The organism is Hafnia sp. CBA7124, assembly GCF_002355555.1.
GTDB classification, from domain to species: Bacteria; Pseudomonadota; Gammaproteobacteria; order Enterobacterales; family Enterobacteriaceae; genus Hafnia; species Hafnia alvei.
The window spans coordinates 181,271-199,682 of record NZ_AP017469.1; the positions used below are offsets into that span (position 1 = coordinate 181,271).

At 50.8% G+C, this 18,412-nt stretch carries 17 protein-coding genes; 10 read left to right on the forward strand and 7 right to left on the reverse strand.

Features of this window, described 5'->3' with window-relative positions; translation table 11 throughout:
• Nucleotides 1-14 precede the first annotated feature (14 nt).
• Both hemD and hemC read right to left on the reverse strand, forming a co-directional pair.
• Nucleotides 15-755 (reverse strand): uroporphyrinogen-III synthase, encoded by a 741-nt coding sequence (hemD, locus tag CPY98_RS00885; protein WP_096385989.1) that lies wholly within the window; start codon nucleotides 753-755, stop codon nucleotides 15-17.
• A complete protein-coding gene (hemC, locus tag CPY98_RS00890; protein ID WP_043490264.1) occupies nucleotides 752-1,711 on the reverse strand; it encodes a hydroxymethylbilane synthase in 960 nt (319 codons plus the stop codon). Before hemC ends, hemD begins: the two co-directional genes overlap by 4 nt.
• 304 nt (nucleotides 1,712-2,015) lie before the next feature.
• On the opposite strand from hemC, the gene CPY98_RS00895 reads away from it, so the two are divergent.
• Complete coding sequence (locus tag CPY98_RS00895; protein WP_025802132.1) at nucleotides 2,016-4,565, forward strand: class I adenylate cyclase; 2,550 nt, start codon at nucleotides 2,016-2,018, stop codon at nucleotides 4,563-4,565.
• Nucleotides 4,566-4,644: 79 nt separating this feature from the next.
• Here the strand turns inward: CPY98_RS00895 and cyaY are convergent, their stop codons facing one another.
• A complete protein-coding gene (cyaY, locus tag CPY98_RS00900; protein WP_043490222.1) occupies nucleotides 4,645-4,971 on the reverse strand; it encodes an iron donor protein CyaY in 327 nt (108 codons plus the stop codon).
• Between the two features lie 93 nt (nucleotides 4,972-5,064).
• Between cyaY and CPY98_RS00905 the strand changes: the two genes are divergently transcribed.
• The 6 genes from CPY98_RS00905 (at nucleotide 5,065) to uvrD (ending at nucleotide 10,787) form a co-directional block, all read left to right on the forward strand.
• The gene (locus tag CPY98_RS00905; protein WP_096388699.1) at nucleotides 5,065-5,268 is read left to right on the forward strand and encodes a lipoprotein; all 204 of its coding nucleotides are present in this window, start codon (nucleotides 5,065-5,067) and stop codon (nucleotides 5,266-5,268) included.
• Between the two features lie 73 nt (nucleotides 5,269-5,341).
• Nucleotides 5,342-6,166: a diaminopimelate epimerase gene (gene dapF / locus CPY98_RS00910; RefSeq protein WP_025802138.1), complete on the forward strand. Its 825-nt coding sequence runs from the start codon at nucleotides 5,342-5,344 to the stop codon at nucleotides 6,164-6,166.
• Between the two features lie 32 nt (nucleotides 6,167-6,198).
• Nucleotides 6,199-6,903, forward strand: coding sequence for a DUF484 domain-containing protein (locus CPY98_RS00915; RefSeq protein ID WP_040046686.1), 705 nt, complete (start codon nucleotides 6,199-6,201; stop codon nucleotides 6,901-6,903).
• The gene (gene xerC, locus CPY98_RS00920; RefSeq protein WP_043490227.1) at nucleotides 6,900-7,811 is read left to right on the forward strand and encodes a tyrosine recombinase XerC; all 912 of its coding nucleotides are present in this window, start codon (nucleotides 6,900-6,902) and stop codon (nucleotides 7,809-7,811) included. Before CPY98_RS00915 ends, xerC begins: the two co-directional genes overlap by 4 nt.
• The gene (gene yigB / locus CPY98_RS00925) at nucleotides 7,811-8,539 is read left to right on the forward strand and encodes a 5-amino-6-(5-phospho-D-ribitylamino)uracil phosphatase YigB (RefSeq protein ID WP_096385992.1); all 729 of its coding nucleotides are present in this window, start codon (nucleotides 7,811-7,813) and stop codon (nucleotides 8,537-8,539) included. The genes xerC and yigB overlap by 1 nt, the downstream gene beginning before the upstream one ends.
• An 85-nt stretch (nucleotides 8,540-8,624) precedes the next feature.
• Complete coding sequence (gene uvrD, locus CPY98_RS00930; RefSeq protein ID WP_025802146.1) at nucleotides 8,625-10,787, forward strand: DNA helicase II; 2,163 nt, start codon at nucleotides 8,625-8,627, stop codon at nucleotides 10,785-10,787.
• A gap of 56 nt (nucleotides 10,788-10,843) precedes the next feature.
• Here the strand turns inward: uvrD and CPY98_RS00935 are convergent, their stop codons facing one another.
• Entirely contained in the window at nucleotides 10,844-11,323 is a 480-nt protein-coding gene (locus CPY98_RS00935) for a WbuC family cupin fold metalloprotein (RefSeq protein WP_096385994.1), read from the reverse strand.
• Between the two features lie 478 nt (nucleotides 11,324-11,801).
• Here CPY98_RS00935 and corA point away from each other — a divergent pair, with 478 nt between their 5' ends.
• The gene (gene corA / locus CPY98_RS00940; protein ID WP_025802150.1) at nucleotides 11,802-12,752 is read left to right on the forward strand and encodes a magnesium/cobalt transporter CorA; all 951 of its coding nucleotides are present in this window, start codon (nucleotides 11,802-11,804) and stop codon (nucleotides 12,750-12,752) included.
• Nucleotides 12,753-12,797: 45 nt separating this feature from the next.
• Here the strand turns inward: corA and rarD are convergent, their stop codons facing one another.
• Together rarD and CPY98_RS00950 are read right to left on the reverse strand one after the other, a co-directional pair.
• Nucleotides 12,798-13,688, reverse strand: coding sequence for an EamA family transporter RarD (gene rarD, locus CPY98_RS00945; RefSeq protein WP_096385997.1), 891 nt, complete (start codon nucleotides 13,686-13,688; stop codon nucleotides 12,798-12,800).
• Between the two features lie 134 nt (nucleotides 13,689-13,822).
• Nucleotides 13,823-14,293, reverse strand: coding sequence for a thioesterase family protein (locus CPY98_RS00950; RefSeq protein ID WP_025802154.1), 471 nt, complete (start codon nucleotides 14,291-14,293; stop codon nucleotides 13,823-13,825).
• A gap of 180 nt (nucleotides 14,294-14,473) precedes the next feature.
• Here CPY98_RS00950 and pldA point away from each other — a divergent pair, with 180 nt between their 5' ends.
• Both pldA and recQ read left to right on the forward strand, forming a co-directional pair.
• Complete coding sequence (gene pldA / locus CPY98_RS00955) at nucleotides 14,474-15,352, forward strand: phospholipase A (protein ID WP_043490234.1); 879 nt, start codon at nucleotides 14,474-14,476, stop codon at nucleotides 15,350-15,352.
• Nucleotides 15,353-15,447: 95 nt separating this feature from the next.
• Nucleotides 15,448-17,286, forward strand: coding sequence for an ATP-dependent DNA helicase RecQ (gene recQ, locus CPY98_RS00960; protein ID WP_096385999.1), 1,839 nt, complete (start codon nucleotides 15,448-15,450; stop codon nucleotides 17,284-17,286).
• A 62-nt stretch (nucleotides 17,287-17,348) separates the two neighbouring features.
• Here the strand turns inward: recQ and CPY98_RS00965 are convergent, their stop codons facing one another.
• Nucleotides 17,349-18,191, reverse strand: a complete 843-nt coding sequence (locus CPY98_RS00965) for a 23S rRNA (adenine(2030)-N(6))-methyltransferase RlmJ (RefSeq protein WP_096386002.1) — start codon at nucleotides 18,189-18,191, stop codon at nucleotides 17,349-17,351.
• Nucleotides 18,192-18,412: the final 221 nt, after the last annotated feature.

An 18,412-nucleotide genomic window follows, 5' to 3' on the forward strand; every position in this document is an offset into this window, starting at 1 on the left:
CTTCCCATAGTCAGTTATTGTAGCGCGCGGATCAGCGCGTCATTATCAGCACTTTCAGCTACCTGAATGTCTTTCCAGCCCAATTCCTGGGCGAGGGTAGCCAACCGTTCGCTAACCACAATCAAGCGGCAATGTAGAAACCACATTTGCCGATCGTAATCAGGAACTAAATCATACAGTTGTTGCAGCATTTCGCCACTTGTCACGACCAGCGTTGAAATGCCCTGTCGTCGCCAATGTGCGCTTTGCTCTGCACCATTATAGTGGATAGCACAACGTTGGTAGCATTCTGACAGTGTTACGCTCACGCCGCGTTGGGTCAATGTTTCTGCCAACAGCTCTCGTCCACCGTTGCCGCGCAGAATTAATGCCTGCTTACCCGCGATATTTCTCAGTTCTGGTAGCAATAGCAAAGATTCAGACGTTTCGGGAGGTTGAGGGTAGGCAACCGGCAAACCTGTCGCCGTATGTAAACGCAGCGCGGTTGGGCGGCCAATGGCAAAATAGTTGAGTTCGCGTGGCCATGCTATCGCGGATCGTTGTAGATACGAATGCGCATAGCGTACTGCGTGCTTCGATAGAACAAAAACTAAATCGCCTTGCTGAAGCTGTGCCAGAAGGTCTGGTAGCGCAGCGAGGCCAGTTCCCGGAGTAAAATCGATTAATGGAGCATGATAGGCCGCTCGCCCTAGGGTTCGTAGTCTACTGACTAATTCCTCACCCGCAGGTGATGGGCGAGTTACCAGGATACTCATCGTGGCGTTTGTCCTTGATACACGTCGTCTAAAATTTCACGCGCGCCGCGCTCTAGCAGTTCTTCTGCTAGCGAAACACCTAATTCAGCCGCCTGAGCGCGTGGCCCACGGCGTTCGCCACGAATAATCAGAGTGCCATCAGGCTTGCCCACCAACGCTCGTAGCCATATTTCGTCGCCATTAAGCTCTGAATAGCTGCCGATAGGAACCTGACAGCCGCCCTCTAAACGCGTGTTCATGGCGCGTTCAGCGATAACTCGAGTCGCGGTATCGCTATCGTTTAACGGTGCGAGCAAGGCTTGGGTTTTTGCATCGTCCAATCGACATTCGATGCCGACGGCGCCTTGGCCTACGGCTGGCAAGGATTGTTCTGGTGGTAATGCATAGCGGATACGCTCTTCAAGCTCTAAGCGTTTTAAACCGGCAGCGGCCAGAATAATGGCATCGTAGTCGCCGTTATCCAGTTTGGCTAATCGCGTACCCACGTTGCCACGAAGATCGCGAACGATCAGGTCGGGACGAATTTCTCTAAGCTGGCACTGGCGGCGCAGGCTTGATGTGCCGACGATACTGCCTTCAGGAAGATCTTCAAGTCGAGCATACTTCGGTGACACAAAAGCATCGCGTGGATCTTCGCGCTCGCAGATAGTCACAAGCCCCAAACCTTCAGGAAAAGCGACCGGCACATCTTTCATTGAGTGAACGGCAATATCCGCGCGCCCGTCCAGCAAAGCAAGCTCCAACTCCTTGACGAACAGGCCTTTGCCACCAACTTTTGCCAGTGGTGTATCTAATAAAACGTCACCACGCGTCACCATAGGCACCAGTTCCACGGTCAAATCCGGCCAATGGGCCTGTAGATGATCGCGCACATAATAGGCTTGCCATAACGCCAGCGGGCTTTGTCGGGTGGCGATACGGAGGATCTGATGTGGCTGAGGGGTTATTTCTAGCATGTGAATATCCATTTTTATCCTATGCTTCATCCTATCATTTTGTTCGCAAACGTGCAGCGCTGGAACCTAATGGCTGTTTGGCGGGAAAATAATCAGGAAGGAGAATGGATGAAATAGTCGGTAAGATCAAAGACAAGAAAGGCGCAACAATAAGTGTGTGGCTTTACATACTTTACGGTCAACCAGCAAGGTGTTAGATTGATCACGTTTCCAGCAATTTCTTATTAAAACATTTCTTACCAGAAAAACGGTAAGGTACGGAAACAGGCTTCTCTCAGACACTGGAATAATCAGGCGAAACGTCTTGTACCTCTACATCGAGACACTGAAACAGAGACTGGATGCGATAAATCAACTTCGAGTTGATCGCGCTTTAGCGGCCATGGGGCCGGCCTTTCAACAGGTTTACAGTCTGCTGCCAACCCTATTGCATTACCACCACCCGCTGATGCCGGGTTACCTTGATGGTAACGTTCCCCACGGCATTTGTTTCTACACGCCTGATGAAAATCAGCAAACCTACTTACATGAAATCGATCTTCGTTCTCCGGGTTCCATCGCGGCAGATCACCCAGGCCAATTGCCGATCACTGGCGTTTACTCAATGGGAAGCACCTCTTCTATTGGGCAAAGCTGTAGTTCGGATCTGGATATTTGGGTTTGCCACCAATCTTGGTTAGATGGCGAAGAGCGCAATCGATTACAGCAAAAATGTACACAGCTGGAGAAATGGGCTGCATCGCTGGGCGTTGAAGTGAGCTTCTTCCTCATCGATGAAAACCGTTTTCGTCATAACGAAAGCGGCAGTCTGGGTGGGGAAGACTGTGGGTCTACCCAGCATATCTTATTGCTTGATGAGTTCTATCGCACCGCGGTGCGTCTGGCGGGCAAACGTATTCTGTGGAATATGGTGCCAAGCGAAGAGGAAGCGCATTACGACGAATATGTCATGTCGCTGTACTCGCAGGGCGCGCTTACGCCAAACGAATGGCTCGATCTTGGTGGTCTAAGCTCGCTGTCTGCCGAAGAATACTTTGGCGCTAGCCTGTGGCAGCTCTATAAAAGCATCGATTCGCCGTACAAAGCTGTCTTGAAAACGTTGTTGCTGGAAGCTTACTCATGGGAATACCCCAACGCTGAACTGTTGGCGATCACCATCAAACAACGTTTACATAAAGGCGAAATTGTCTCGTTCGGACTCGATCCTTACTGCATGATGCTGGAACGTGTGACGCACTATCTTGAGCAAATCAATGATACCGCGCGTCTCGATCTGGCTCGCCGTTGTTTCTATCTCAAAGTGTGTGAAAAATTATCGCGTAGCCGCGCCTGCGTTGGCTGGCGGCGTGAAATTTTAAGCCAACTGGTTGAGTCTTGGGGCTGGAGTCAAGAGCGTATCGAAGTGCTTGATGACCGCGCCAATTGGAAAATTGAACGCGTGCGTGAAGCGCATAATGAACTGTTAGATGCGATGATGCAGAGCTATCGCAACCTCATTCGCTTCGCGCGCCGTAATAACCTAAGCGTCAGCGCTAGCCCGCAAGATATTGGGGTATTGACCCGTAAGCTTTACGCTGCGTTTGAAGCGTTGCCGGGTAAAGTGACGCTGGTAAACCCGCAAATTTCACCGGATTTATCAGAAAAGAACTTAACGTTTATTCATGTGCCGATTGGCCGCGCTAACCGCACCGGCTGGTACTTGTATAACCAAGCGCCGACTATCGATACCATCATTAGCCATCAGCCGTTGGAATATAACCGCTACTTAAACAAATTAGTGGCGTGGGCCTATTTCAACGGATTGCTGACGGCGGACACTAAGCTACACATCAAGAGCAACAACAACCTGTGCGATATCAATAAGCTTCAGGGCCTAGTGCATGATGTGTCGCAGCATTTCCCGATTCGCTTGCCTGCGCCATCACCGAAGGCGTTATACAGCCCGTGTGAAATCCGCCATTTGGCGATTATCGTCAACTTGGAAAATGATCCAACGGCGGCCTTCCGCAATCAGGTGGTGCATTTTGATTTCCGTAAGCTGGATGTCTTTAGCTTTGGTCAGCAGCAGCAATGCTTAGTTGGCAGTATCGACCTACTGTATCGCAACTCGTGGAATGAGGTGCGTACCCTACATTTCAGCGGTGAACAGGCGGTATTAGAAGCGCTGAAAACGATCTTAGGCAAAATGCATCAGGATGCCGCTCCGCCGGAGTCCGTTGAGGTCTTGTGCTACAGCCAGCATTTACGCGGGTTAATCCGCACGCGTCTACAGCAGCTGGTTTCTGAATGTATTGACCTTCGCTTGTCTAGCACTCGTTTAGAGCCGGGTCGCTTTAAAGCCGTACGCGTCGCTGGGCAAACGTGGGGACTGTTCTTTGAACGTCTGAGCGTATCGGTGCAGAAATTGGAAAATGCGGTTGAGTTTTATGGTGCCATTTCTAATAACAAGCTGCATGGGCTTTCTATTCAGGTAGAAACCGAGCAGGTACATTTGCCCGCCGTGGTTGATGGTTACGCCAGCGAAGGGATAATCCAATTCTTCTTTGAAGATGGGGATAACGATGGGTTTAACATCTACATTCTGGATGAAACCAACCGTGTGGAAGTTTATCACCACTGTGAAGGCAGCAAAGAGGAGCTAGTGCGCGACGTTAGCCGTTTCTATTCGTCATCGCATGACCGCTTTACCTACGGTTCAAGCTTTATCAACTTTAACCTGCCGCAGTTCTACCAGATCGTAAATGCCGATGGACGTTCTCAGGTGATGCCGTTCCGTACCAACGTGTTGCCACAGTGCAACGTCAATGACGACAACGACGGCACGCCGCTTAAGCAGCAGTTCCAGCTGCATTAATCGTAAATACAGCACCACTCCAATTCTTCCCTATTCAGCGGAGAGTTGGAGTGGGCGCTGATGCCGCTCGCGTTTCGGCTTATGCCGAAATTACCACATCTTCTTCGCCAGACTGCGCTCTGCATGCGGTTGACAGCAAAGCATAAAACTCTTCTCCGCTGCGATCGCAAATCCAGCTATTATCACGCAGGCTGAAGTGGTAACCGCCTGCTTTAGTGGCGAGCCATACCTGATGCAAGGGCTCCTGACGGTTGATCACGATTTTGCTGCCATTTTCGAAGGTCAGCGTCATCACTCCGCCATTGGTTTCATAGTCGATGTCGGCATCACCTTCATAAGCGTCAATGGCCTCTTCGATGTTTAACATCAGCTTATCTGCTAACTGGTGAAACTCGGTATCGTTCATAATCATTTCCTATTGCTTTTCAGGGTCCAACTGCGATTATAGAGAGCTTATAGGTAGGATTCACACGCATTAATACAATAAATGGTAATGACCATGAAAAAACAATTTCGTTGGGCCTTGGTGGCTATTTCCCTATTCGGCCTTGCTGGTTGCGGTTTGAAAGGGCCTTTATACTTTCCTCCGGCTGATGCCCCAGCGGCGTCGAAGAGCCAGCCAGATACACAAACTAACGCGCCTGCTGCAAATCAGGGCGCGAATACACCGTCTAATATTGCCGGTGTAGAACAAGGCCAATAATCCACGATAGCGAGAACTGTCAGGATGTTAGTTCGGTGACCACGGAAGTTAAGGCGTAGGGTGAGAGGTAGTTATGCAGTTCTCTAAAATGCACGGTTTAGGCAACGATTTCATGGTCGTTGATGCTGTTACACAAAACGTATACTTCTCGCCGGAGCTTATCCGCCGTCTATCCGATCGACATAACGGCGTTGGTTTTGATCAGATGCTGATCGTTGAACCGCCTTACGATCCTGATTTAGATTTCCATTATCGTATTTTCAACGCCGATGGGAGCGAAGTTGCGCAGTGTGGTAACGGCGCGCGCTGTTTTGCTCGTTTCGTGCGTTTGAAAGGGTTAACCAATAAACGTGAAATTCGCGTAAGCACGCAGAATGGTCGGATGGTGCTCAAGGTCAGCGATGACGAGCTGGTCACGGTAAATATGGGCGAGCCGATTTTCGAGCCGTCCAAGATCCCGTTCAAAGCCGTGAAAGCGGAAAAGACCTATATCATGCGTGCGTCTGAACATACTATTCTGTGCGGCGCGGTATCGATGGGGAATCCCCACTGCGTGCTTCAGGTTGATGATGTTGAAACGGCGCTGGTGGAAACCATCGGTCCGGTACTTGAAAGCCACGAACGCTTCCCTGAACGCGTTAACGTAGGATTCATGCAGGTCATTAACCGTAATCAGATCAAACTACGGGTGTATGAACGCGGCGCAGGTGAAACTCAGGCCTGCGGCAGCGGTGCCTGTGCGGCGGTTGCCGTGGGGATCCAGCAAGGTTTGCTGGATGAAAACGTTCAGGTTGATCTTCCCGGTGGGCGTTTGCACATTCGCTGGAAAGGGCCTGATAACCCCCTATTTATGACAGGCCCTGCGACCCACGTTTATGATGGATTTATACACCTGTAATTCATACGTTTATGAGTGAGCGATAGACAACTATGAGCGACATCGAAGATCGGGTATTGGATAATCTGGCGCTAAGTGACGCGCAGGTGATGGAGTATCTGCAACAGAATCCTGACTTCTTCATTCGTAATGCACGCAATGTTGAGCAGATGCAGATCCCTCATCCGGTGCGTGGTGCCGTTTCATTAGTTGAATGGCAACTGAACCGACAACGTCAGCACATCTTCAATTTAGAAGAGGAGATCACGTTGCTGATGGAACAGGCCAGCGCCAATGAAGTTCTGTTTAATCGCCTGCTAGAGCTCCAAGGGCATCTTGCGGGCGCAGAAAGCCTTGCTGATTTTCTCCAACGATTTAACCGCTGGGCGCGTTCTCTTGGGCTCGCCGGTGCCAATATTCGTTTGTTTAGCGACAAATGGTATCTGAATGCGCCTTCTGACTTTGCGCATTTGGCTTTGTCGCGCAATGAATTTGAAATGATGCGAATTCAACGATTGGGGAACCAAAACCACTATCTCGGTACTCTGAATGGCCCTGAGCTATTGCTGGTTTTGCCTCAGGCGAAAATGGTGGGCTCGGTCGCGCTTTCTTTGATGGGTGAGTTTGGTGACTTAGGTCTGATTATCTTCAGCAGTCGCGATAGCCATCATTATCAGCAAGGTCAAGGCACCGTGTTGCTTGATCAGCTCGCATTGCTGATGCCGGGGCTAATCAGCCGTTGGATTGAACGCCAATGAGCAGTGATACTCAGGCGCTGGAACTGCCGGTTGAGGCATTCCTGCGCTTTTTGCGCGTTGAGCGTCAGCTCAGCCCGCATACCATCGAAAGCTATCATCATCAGCTGACTGCCATTATTGAGATTGTTGCCCCCGCTGGTTTACGCGATTGGCGGCAACTCGATGCAACCCAAGTGCGTATGATAACCGCGCGTAGCAAGCGAAAAGGCCTTGAGGCTGCAAGCCTTGCCCTACGTTTGTCGGCGCTACGCAGCTTTATCGATTGGCAGGTGAGCCAAGGCGTGATGTCGGTTAATCCGGCGAAAGGCATTAGCGCACCGAAACAGGCTCGCCACTTACCCAAAAATCTCGACGTTGATGACGTAAACCGTCTGCTCGACATAGATGCGAGCGATCCCCTTGCCGTGCGCGATCGCACCATGCTGGAAGTGATGTATGGCGCGGGTCTGCGTCTTTCCGAACTGGTGGGATTAGACTGCCGCCACATGAATATGGCCTCAGGCGAGGTGTGGGTGATGGGGAAGGGGAGCAAAGAGCGAAAGCTGCCGATTGGACGTACGGCCATTCATTGGCTGGAACAGTGGCTGCCACTGCGTGAGATTTACGATCCGGTAGATGACGCTGTTTTTGTGTCTAAGCTGGGTAAGCGAATTTCGGTGCGAAGCGTGCAAAAGCGCTTTGCTGAATGGGGCGTTAAACAAGGCGTCACCAGTCATATTAACCCGCATAAGCTCCGTCACTCTTTTGCAACGCATATGCTTGAATCCAGTGGCGATCTGCGTGCAGTGCAAGAGCTGCTAGGTCATGCGAATCTGACCACCACTCAAATCTATACCCACCTCGATTTCCAACATTTGGCGAAGGTGTATGATGCAGCGCATCCACGCGCGAAACGAGGAAAATCCTGATGTGCTCGACGCTTCATTTCTATCGCCCGCTCAACGCGATCGGGGCTTTTACCTTCGATCTGGACGATACGCTTTATGATAATCACCCCGTGATTATGCGTACCGAGCGAGAGTCTCTGGCATTTTTGCAGCAAAACTTTGAACCGCTGCGCGATTGGCAAAGCATTGACTGGCAACGCCTGCGCGCTGAACTGCGGGCTGAAAATCCTGAAATTTATCACGACGTCACCGCCTGGCGATGGCAGGCTGTGCATCTGGCGTTAACGCGAAACGGTTTTAACCACGCCCAAGCTAGCGCTGGCGCAGATTCTGCGATGGAAAACTTTGCCTACTGGCGTAGCCAAATCACGGTGCCGGAGTCGACGCATAAGACGCTGCAAGCGTTAGCGGAGAAAGCGCCGTTAGCGGCAATTACCAACGGTAATGCGGATCCGAACCTATTTGGTTTAGCGGACTATTTTGCGTTTATATTGCGCTCAGGTCCTGACGGACGCGCTAAGCCTTACAACGACATGTATTGTGCCGCTCAGCAGCGCTTAAACGTTCCCATCGGAAATATTCTGCATGTGGGCGATGACCTCACCACCGACGTGGCGGGAGCCGTGCGCTGCGGCATGCAGGCCTGCTGGATCAACGACCGTGAGCGCAGCCTAACAACCGCTTCAGATAGCCGTTTGTTACCTCACGTTGAGATTTCACGGTTGGATTCGCTCACCGCGCTGATATAATCTCCAATAATCTGTATAAATTCCCAGTGAAAAAGACGTATTGCGTTTAGCGACGCGTCTGTTTCCCCATTTTAAAACGGTGCCTATGGACGTTTCCGATCTGCTCAACAGCCTTAACGATAAACAACGCGAAGCCGTTGCTGCGCCACGCAGTAATCTTCTGGTGCTGGCTGGAGCCGGAAGCGGCAAGACGCGCGTATTGGTGCATCGCATCGCGTGGCTGCTGTCGGTAGAAAACTGTTCGCCGTTTTCGATTATGGCCGTCACCTTTACCAACAAAGCCGCGGCGGAAATGCGCCACCGTATCGAACATCTGATTGGCACTAGCCAAGGCGGCATGTGGATCGGTACTTTCCACGGTTTAGCGCACCGCCTGCTGCGTGCGCACCATCTGGATGCCAATCTGCCGCAGGATTTCCAAATCCTTGATAGCGATGACCAGCTACGTTTGCTTAAACGTATCGTTAAGGCATTGAATCTGGATGAGAAACAGTGGCCGCCGCGTCAAGGCATGTGGTACATCAACAACAAAAAAGATGATGGTCTGCGCCCTCAGCACATTGAAAGCTACGGAAATCCGGTAGAACAGACATGGCTGCGCGTCTATCAGGCCTATCAAGAAGCCTGTGACCGTGCGGGGCTGGTGGATTTTGCCGAGCTGCTATTACGCGCTCACGAGCTTTGGCTCAACAAGCCTCAAATCCTCAACCACTATCGCGAACGTTTCACCAATATTCTGGTGGACGAATTCCAAGATACCAACCGGATTCAGTACGCATGGATCCAGATGTTGGCGGGCAATAGCGGCAAAGTGATGATTGTTGGCGATGACGATCAGTCGATCTATGGCTGGCGTGGCGCTCAGGTTGAGAACATCCAACGTTTTCTGGATGATTTCCCCGGTGCTGAGACTATCCGCTTAGAACAAAACTACCGTTCAACCAGCAATATACTGAAAGCCGCCAACGCCTTAATTGAAAATAACGATGGGCGCTTGGGTAAAAAGCTGTGGACCGAAGACGGCGACGGCGAAAAAATTTCGCTCTACTGCGCGTTTAATGAATTGGATGAATCACGTTTTGTGGTGAATCGGATTAAAGCGTGGCAGGACAACGGCGGCTCTCTTAACGACTGCGCCATTCTTTATCGTAGCAACGCCCAATCGCGTGTATTGGAAGAGGCACTGTTACAGGTGGCGATGCCATACCGTATTTACGGTGGACAACGATTCTTCGAACGTCAGGAAATCAAAGATGCGTTGGCGTATTTACGCCTGATTTCCAACCGTAATGACGATGCGGCGTATGAGCGTGTGGTTAACACGCCAACGCGCGGTATTGGTGATCGTACGCTGGACGTTATCCGCCAAGCCGCCCGCGATCGTCAACTGACGTTATGGCAGGCCACACACGAGCTGATCCAAGAAAAAGTGTTTGCTGGGCGAGCCTCAGGCGCACTACAGCGCTTTATCGAGCTGATTGATGCCTTAGCCAGTGATACGGCTGATATGCCGCTGCATGTACAGACAGACCGCGTGGTGCGCGATTCGGGTCTGCGTCAGATGTATGAGCAAGAAAAGGGTGAAAAAGGCCAAACGCGTATTGAGAACTTAGAAGAACTGGTGACCGCTACGCGTCAGTACAGCTATGAGGATGAAGACGAAGACTTGCTGCCGCTGCAGGCATTCCTGTCACATGCGGCGCTTGAAGCCGGTGAAGGGCAAGCAGACGCTTATCAAGACGCGGTTCAGCTCATGACGTTGCACTCGGCGAAAGGTCTGGAATTCCCACAGGTGTTTATCGTGGGGATGGAAGAGGGGATGTTCCCAAGCCAAATGTCGCTGGATGAAGGCGGTCGTTTGGAAGAAGAACGCCGCTTGGCCTACGTTGGGGTGACGCGAGCGATGCGAAAACTGACGATCACCTATGCGGAAACTCGCCGTCTGTATGGCAAAGAGGTTTATCACCGCCCATCTCGCTTTATTGGGGAATTACCAGAAGAGTGCGTAGAAGAGGTGCGCCTGCGGGCAAGCGTTACCCGCCCCGTTAAACACGCCAGTATGGGAACCCCAATCAGCGCCAATGACAGCGGTTTCAAACTCGGTCAGCGGGTGAAACACGCCACGTTTGGTGAAGGTACGGTGATCAATCTGGAAGGCAGCGGTGAGCATAGTCGCTTGCAGATTGCGTTTCAGGGCGAAGGCATTAAGTGGCTGGTTGCGGCTTATGCCAAGTTAGAGGCGATGTAATCCTGATTGAGTCCCTCTTTCCAATCTCCCCCTTTTCAGGGGGAGCGTTTGGGCGCTTATTCGGCAATCGAATATTTATCCCCAACTTGTGCCTGCGAATACCACACCATCAGTTCCTGAGTGCCAGCCTCGCCCTCTGCGGGGGCCCAAGGCGCGGAATCCTGCTCGGTGACGGGCTGATAGCCACCATGTTTAACTTCAAAAATCACGCCGCCGTGATCCAGTGACAGTACCGAATGCCAGGTTCCGGCATCCATCTCTAGAGCCACACACTCTTCGCCGAGTACCACGCGACGACTTACCACGCCTTGCTCGTCAAAATTCAGTATCACAAAGCGGCCGCTCAGCGGCAGCAAAAGCTCGAAAGTATGCGGATGGCGATGTGGACGGATGTAAGTTCCGGGCTCCATCGCGATGGCAAGACGCTGCACCGGATCGCTCAATTCTGGGTGAAAATTGCGGTGAGCGCGTAAACGAGGTGCGCTGGCCGCAGCGGCGCTCTGTTGTTTCAGATCATCAAACGTGATTTGTTTCATAGGGTGTGCCTGATTTTAGGAATAGTGGAGTCTAATGGGTGAATGCATTGCTATAAGGTAATAGATGGGTCAAGCTAGAGATATAATTTTTACCTTACATTTCCGATTGCAGCATGGTTGTCGAAAGCAAAATCCATAAATGTTTTGGTATAAAACATCCTGAGTGAATAATGTTCTGGAATTAGTCACAACGCCAGTTGACAGGCTTTTTCGTATCGGCGTAACATGCGCGCACTATTATCTGTGAGGACATACGCCTTGGACACACCCAGTAGATACTGGCTCAATGAACCCGTTAGCGGGTACAACTTCTAAGGCTATCCACTTATGCTGATAGCCTTCGTGGTTGTCAGCGACCTCTATACGTCGCTATGAGTCAGATCTGATATGGTCTGAAACAGCTGGGTGACGCTACCCCTCGTTTGTTTCCTGTGCTCCATGCGTGATCCTTAATGTCACCGCAACGGAGTTTAAAAGCATGCTAAGTGCATTTAGATTAGACAACAGCCGCTTATCCCGTCTGGAGCTGGATGACACGGAAGATCTGACTTCATCTCTGTGGGTCGACTTAGTCGAACCTGAAGAAGATGAGCGTCAACGAGTTCAAGATGAGCTAGGTCAAAGTCTGGCAACTCGCCCAGAACTGGACGATATCGAAGCATCAGCACGTTTCTTCGAAGATGAAGACGGCCTGCATATTCACTCCTTCTTCTATTATGAAGATGCGGAAGATCATGCCGGTAACTCCACCGTGGCATTTACCATCCGCGATGGTCGCCTATATACGCTACGCGAGCGCGAACTGCCGGCGTTTCGGCTGTATCGCATGCGCGCCCGTAACCAGATGCTGGCCGATGGAAACGCCTATGAGCTGTTACTCGATCTGTTCGAAACCAAAATCGAACAACTGGCAGATGAAATCGAAAACATCTACAGCGATCTGGAAAAGCTCAGCCGCGTGATTATGGAAGGTCATCAGGGCGACGAATATGATGAAGCCCTTTCGACACTGGCTGAACTGGAAGATATCGGTTGGAAGGTTCGCTTATGTTTGATGGATACCCAGCGAGCACTGAATTTCTTGGTGCGTAAGGCGCGTTTACCGGCCAGCCAGTTGGAGCAGGCGCGTGAAGTCTTGCGAGATATCGAATCCCTGCTGCCGCATAACGAATCGCTGTTCCAGAAAGTAAACTTCCTGATGCAGGCGGCAATGGGCTTTATCAACATTGAACAGAACCGCATCATCAAGATCTTCTCGGTGGTATCGGTGGTATTCCTGCCGCCAACGCTGGTGGCATCAAGCTACGGGATGAACTTTGAGTTCATGCCTGAGCTGAAATGGTCGTTCGGTTATCCGGGGGCGATTGGTTTGATGATTCTGGCGGGGCTTGCGCCGTATTTATACTTCAAGCGCAAAAACTGGCTTTAATCTGTCTCTTCTTTTCCTCCCCATCGCAGGGGAGGAAAGTCTGCTTTAGCTGCGCAATTTTCTCTGCGTATACAGCGCATCCATAATAAACAACAGCAGTGCCGCCCAAATAAAACCGAACGCCACCAGTTTGTCCTGCGTCATTTGCTCGTTGTAGAAGGTAATCGCCAGAATAAACATCAACGTTGGGCCAAGGTATTGGAAGAATCCCAGCGTAGAAAGGCGTAAGCGTGTTGCAGCGGCTGTAAAGAACAGCAATGGAATGGTGGTGACAATGCCGGCGGCCACCAACAGCAGGTTGAGCGACATGGGATTTGCACTCAAATGGCTGGTTGCGCTGTCGGCAAAGCCAAACAGGTAAATAGCCGCAATTGGCAGTAACCATAGGGTTTCAATCAGCATGCCGGTTTGAGCATCAACCGCGATTTTCTTACGAATCAGTCCGTAAAATGCAAAACTAAACGCCAGCCCAAGTGAGATCACCGGCACCGAGCCAAACTTCCAGAGCTGAATCAGTACCCCGCAGACCGCCAGCGCCAGCGCAATCCACTGCATCCGTCGGAAGCGTTCACCGAGGAAAACCACGCCCAGTAATACGTTAACCAATGGGTTGATGAAGTATCCGAGGCTGGCTTCCAGCATATGGTGATTATTCACTGCCCAGATAAACAACAGCCAGTTTCCGCCAATCAAACAAGCGCTTAGCGCGAGAAGGCCAATCTTGCCGGGGGTTTTGCCCAGAGCTCTTACTTTGGACCAATTTTTAGTCAGCGAAAGCAAAATCAGCATAAAGAAGAATGACCAGATCACGCGATGTGTCAGGATCTCGGTGGGCGGAACCTGCTGGATCAGCTTAAAGTAGGCAGGGGCGATACCCCAAATAAAATAGGCTGCCAGAGCAAACAAGATGCCTTGGCGAGTTTGTTGCGAATCCATGAAACACTTCCGAAAAAATGAATAGGCGCTGAGTCTACTGTATTTTTCTGGAATGTTTCATAGTAGTAACAGAGATGATTCAATTAAGCCTAACTTATCCCAAGATTTCACAGAAATCTGGTAAAAAATGCTACCTAGCCGACCATATACGTGGCAGTGGCTGAAGCAATATGTAGGTTTGATTCGTTATGAAGTTCAACGCGTGCAACCGCGACTTTATTACCCGCTCTGAGCAGGCTACCGCTAGCCACAAAACGTTCACCACGGCCGGGGCGTAGATAGTCCACTCGCATATCGATTGTGCCCATTTTAGACAGTCGTGCCAGCAACTCTTCCTGTGTGATTTCGTCATGGCGCAATAGGGCTGAACCCACACACACCAAGCCTGCGCAAACATCCAATACCGATGCGATAACACCGCCGTGCAAAATTTTCTGATGAGCATTGCCGACCAGCATTTCTTTGGAATCGAAAACTAGCTCGGCATAGTCTGCCTCGAAACGCTGAAGCTCTAGCCCTAACGCTCGATTAAATGGCATGTGATAAACGAAAATTTCGCTAATGAGGGCGCTAGCAGATTCGCGCGTGAGGAGCGTGGCTGACATGGTTCTGTCCTTCTTCTTACAGGTGGATAATGAATATTATTGTTAATTTTATGTTGATATTATGCTTAATTATTGTTTGGTTCCAGCACCAATAAGAATGATGAACGTTCCTGCAGAGTCCCTAACGTGTAGAATGTCGCCTTTGAATCATTGATGGCGTAACTATTAGGGGTAATAACGATGCGTAAGGGATGGATGATGTTAGCGGGACTGCTGGCGGTTCCTGCTGCGGTTCAGGCTGAAGAGGCAACGATAAAGCAGGTTCATGATAAGCCGCAGGTGAAAGGCAGCATCATCGCGAACATGTTGGTTGAACACGATAACCCATTTACGCTCTATCCTTACGATACGAACTACCTGCTTTATACTGAAACCAGCGATGTAAACAAAGAAGCCATTCAGTCTTATTCTTGGGCTGATGACGCACGCAAAGACGAAGTTAAATTCCAGCTCAGCCTCGCGTTCCCTATCATCCGTGGAATTGCCGGTGATAACTCGGTGTTAGGGATGTCTTACACGCAACGCTCGTGGTGGCAGGCTTTCAACCGTAGCGCATCTTCTCCGTTCCGTGAAACCAACTATGAGCCACAGCTTTTTGTCGGCTGGGCAACGGATTATCAGTTAGGTGATTGGACGCTTCGCGACATAGAAACCGGCTTTAATCATCAGTCTAACGGACGCTCTGATCCAACGTCGCGCAGTTGGAACCGCGTCTATGCGCGTTTAATGGCGCAAAACGGCAACTTCCAAGCGCAGATTAAACCGTGGTATCGCATTCCCGAAAGCAGCAGCAAAGATGATAACCCTGATATCACCAAATATATGGGTTACTACGAAGCCCAGATAGGCTATGAGTGGGGTGAAAGCGTCTTTACGGCGAAGGGCCACTATAACTGGAATACCGGTTACGGCGGCGGTGAGCTGGGATGGAGCTATCCGATGACGAAAACGTTGCGTTTCTACACGCAGTTGTATAGCGGCTACGGTGAATCAATGATTGATTACAATTTCAATCAAACCCGTTTTGGCGTGGGCATTATGCTCAACGATTTCATGTAATTTGCGCGCAACGCATATCCGCTAACGACAAAACCGGTGCATACGCCTAAAATAGCGCCGGTCTTAATTTATCACCCCTTTGGTTGAGGAGCAGCGTGGCAACGGCAGCCGTAATCAATGCAGAAATGCTGGCAGAGCAGGTTTTGCGCGATACTTTTGGGTATCAGCAGTTCCGTCCTGGACAGCAAACTATCATCAATGCTGCGATCGCGGGACGGGATTGTCTGGTTGTGATGCCAACCGGAGGCGGAAAGTCTCTGTGTTATCAAATCCCTGCGTTGGTGATGGATGGCTTAACGCTGGTGGTTTCTCCGTTGATTTCCCTGATGAAAGATCAGGTCGATCAGCTACAGGCGAACGGCGTTAGCGCAGCCTGTCTTAACTCCACGCAGAACCGTGAACAGCAGCAAGAGGTATACGCTGGCTGTCGCAGTGGGGCGATAAAGCTTCTCTATATCGCCCCAGAACGACTGATGATGGATAACTTTCTCGATCAGCTTCCGCACTGGCGACCTGCATTATTGGCGGTAGATGAAGCCCACTGTATTTCACAGTGGGGCCATGATTTCCGTCCTGAATACAGCGCGCTAGGTCTGATTAAGCAGCGTTTCCCTGAGATTCCGGTTATTGCGCTCACGGCCACCGCCGATGATGCCACGCGTAATGACATCGAGCGTTTGCTGTCGTTAAACGATCCGCTGGTTCAGGTTAGCAGTTTTGACCGCCCAAACATTCGTTACACGCTCATCGAAAAATTTAAACCGCTGGATCAACTGATTCGTTTCGTACAGGAACAGCGCGGCAAATCGGGCATTATTTACTGTAACAGCCGAGCCAAAGTCGAAGACACCACGGCGCGTTTGCAAAGTCGGGGCTTTAGCGTTGGGGCTTATCACGCAGGGCTCGATCACGAACATCGCTCTTCGGTACAGGAAGCATTTCAACGCGACGATCTGCAGATTGTGGTGGCAACGGTTGCGTTCGGCATGGGCATTAACAAGCCCAACGTGCGTTTTGTGGTGCACTTTGATATTCCACGTAATATCGAAGCTTACTATCAGGAAACCGGTCGCGCTGGGCGCGATGGTTTACCCGCTGAAGCCGTTCTGCTCTATGACCCTGCTGATATGGCTTGGCTGCGCCGTTGTTTAGAAGAAAAACCTGAAGGGCAGCAGAAAGAGATTGAACGCCATAAGCTAAACGCGATGAGCGCTTTCGCTGAGGCGCAAACCTGCCGTCGTTTAGTGCTGCTGAATTACTTTGGCGAAGGACGGCAAGAATCTTGCGGCAACTGCGATATTTGTCTCGATCCGCCAAAACGTTACGATGGGCTAGAGGACGCGCAAAAGGCGCTGTCAGCGATTGCTCGGGTTGGTCAGCGGTTTGGTATCGGTTATGTTGTTGAGATCCTGCGTGGGGCGAATAACACCCGTATTCGCGAGTTTGGTCACGACAAGCTGAAAGTCTATGGCCTAGGGCGTGACCATACGACCGAACACTGGGTCAGCGTATTACGCCAGCTTATTCATTTGGGCTTAGTGACGCAAAATATTGCGATGCATTCCGCGTTGCAGCTGACTGAATCGGCGCGTCCTGTTTTGCGCGGCGAAGTTCCACTTCAGTTGGCCGTGCCACGCGTCATCAATCTTAAATCACGCAGCAGCAGTAGCCATGCCAGCAAAAACTACGGTGGAAACTATGACCGTAAGCTGTTTGCCAAGCTGCGTAAGCTACGCAAAGCGATTGCTGACGAAGAGAATATCCCGCCATACGTGGTATTTAACGATGCTACGTTGCTAGAAATGTCAGAGCAGATGCCGATTCGCGCCAGCGAATTGCTGAGCATTAACGGCGTGGGGCAGCGTAAACTGGATCGCTTTGGTGCACCGTTTATGACGCTGATCCGAGAACACGTTGATGGCGATGATGAGTAGTTTTACGCGCTAACTCTGTCTCCCTCAATGTTGCTCAGGGAGACAGACAGCAGTGACTTCAATTATTCAGGCACAATCCATTCAACTTTGGCATGACCAGTACCTTCGGGTACCAGTACTTTATGCAGCCAAGGCAGAACGTCGCGCATCTGTTGTTCTAGCTTCCACGGCGGGTTGATCACAATCATGCCGGAAGCGGTCATACCGCGCTGATCGCTATCTGGGCGAACCGCCAATTCGATTTGCAAAATGCGACGAATACTGGTGTCTTGCAGATCGCGAGTCATGCGTTTGATTTGCTGACGCAGCACCACGGGATACCACAGCGCATAGACGCCGGTGGCAAAACGCTTATAGCCTTCCTGAATACCTTTCACCACGTCTTGATAATCGGTTTTCATCTCATACGGCGGATCGATCAACACGAAGCCACGGCGTGACAATGGAGGAAGCTGTGATTTGAGCTGCTGATAGCCATCGGCTTTCATTACTTTTGCGCGCTCGTCTTTAGCAAACTCATTGCGCAGCAGCGGGAAATCCGTTGGGTGCAGTTCGGTTAGATGGATTTTGTCGAAATCGCGCAGCAGCTGGCGCGCAATCAATGGTGAACCTGGGTAGTAACGCAGTTGTTCGCCACGGTTAAAGTGTTTTACCGCGCTCAGGTAGGCTTCAAGCTCGGCAGGAACATCGTCGCGTTGCCAAATACGTGCGATACCTTCGAGGTATTCGCCGGTTTTTTCTGCATGCTCACCACTGAGCTGATAACGCCCCGCGCCGGAATGCGTATCCAGATAAAGGAAAGGCTTATCCTTTTCTTTCAGCGATTCAATAATCAAACTCTGAACGGTGTGTTTGAGGACATCGGCGTGATTGCCGGCGTGAAAACTGTGGCGATAACTTAACATGTGAGGCTTCTCCTGCTCTGGGATGGCATTATCTATCAAAGCGATTGAACCCGCCAGCCATTGATTTTCGCTACACTTAACCTCATCTTAGATCTAAACAATCTTTTCAAACCGGTTGCCCGACGAATTGGGGGGCTGGTTAAGTCGATTTATACGCCGCACTGATGCGGCCAAGACCGTTAGCCTTCGTTGTTAATGGCAAAACTATATAGGACGCTTTC

Excerpts from the sequence above, each read along its gene's own strand:
- cyaY (WP_043490222.1), bottom strand. The coding sequence starts at position 4,971 with ATGAACGATACCGAGTTTCACCAGTTAGCAGATAAGCTGATGTTAAAC.
- corA (WP_025802150.1), top strand. The coding sequence starts at position 11,802 with ATGCTAAGTGCATTTAGATTAGACAACAGCCGCTTATCCCGTCTGGAG.
- dapF (WP_025802138.1), top strand. The coding sequence starts at position 5,342 with ATGCAGTTCTCTAAAATGCACGGTTTAGGCAACGATTTCATGGTCGTT.
- xerC (WP_043490227.1), top strand. The coding sequence starts at position 6,900 with ATGAGCAGTGATACTCAGGCGCTGGAACTGCCGGTTGAGGCATTCCTG.
- CPY98_RS00905 (WP_096388699.1), top strand. The coding sequence starts at position 5,065 with ATGAAAAAACAATTTCGTTGGGCCTTGGTGGCTATTTCCCTATTCGGC.
- CPY98_RS00950 (WP_025802154.1), bottom strand. The coding sequence starts at position 14,293 with ATGTCAGCCACGCTCCTCACGCGCGAATCTGCTAGCGCCCTCATTAGC.
- CPY98_RS00915 (WP_040046686.1), top strand. The coding sequence starts at position 6,199 with ATGAGCGACATCGAAGATCGGGTATTGGATAATCTGGCGCTAAGTGAC.
- pldA (WP_043490234.1), top strand. The coding sequence starts at position 14,474 with ATGCGTAAGGGATGGATGATGTTAGCGGGACTGCTGGCGGTTCCTGCT.
- CPY98_RS00965 (WP_096386002.1), bottom strand. The coding sequence starts at position 18,191 with ATGTTAAGTTATCGCCACAGTTTTCACGCCGGCAATCACGCCGATGTC.
- rarD (WP_096385997.1), bottom strand. The coding sequence starts at position 13,688 with ATGGATTCGCAACAAACTCGCCAAGGCATCTTGTTTGCTCTGGCAGCC.
- uvrD (WP_025802146.1), top strand. The coding sequence starts at position 8,625 with ATGGACGTTTCCGATCTGCTCAACAGCCTTAACGATAAACAACGCGAA.
- hemD (WP_096385989.1), bottom strand. The coding sequence starts at position 755 with ATGAGTATCCTGGTAACTCGCCCATCACCTGCGGGTGAGGAATTAGTC.
- yigB (WP_096385992.1), top strand. The coding sequence starts at position 7,811 with ATGTGCTCGACGCTTCATTTCTATCGCCCGCTCAACGCGATCGGGGCT.
- CPY98_RS00935 (WP_096385994.1), bottom strand. The coding sequence starts at position 11,323 with ATGAAACAAATCACGTTTGATGATCTGAAACAACAGAGCGCCGCTGCG.
- hemC (WP_043490264.1), bottom strand. The coding sequence starts at position 1,711 with ATGCTAGAAATAACCCCTCAGCCACATCAGATCCTCCGTATCGCCACC.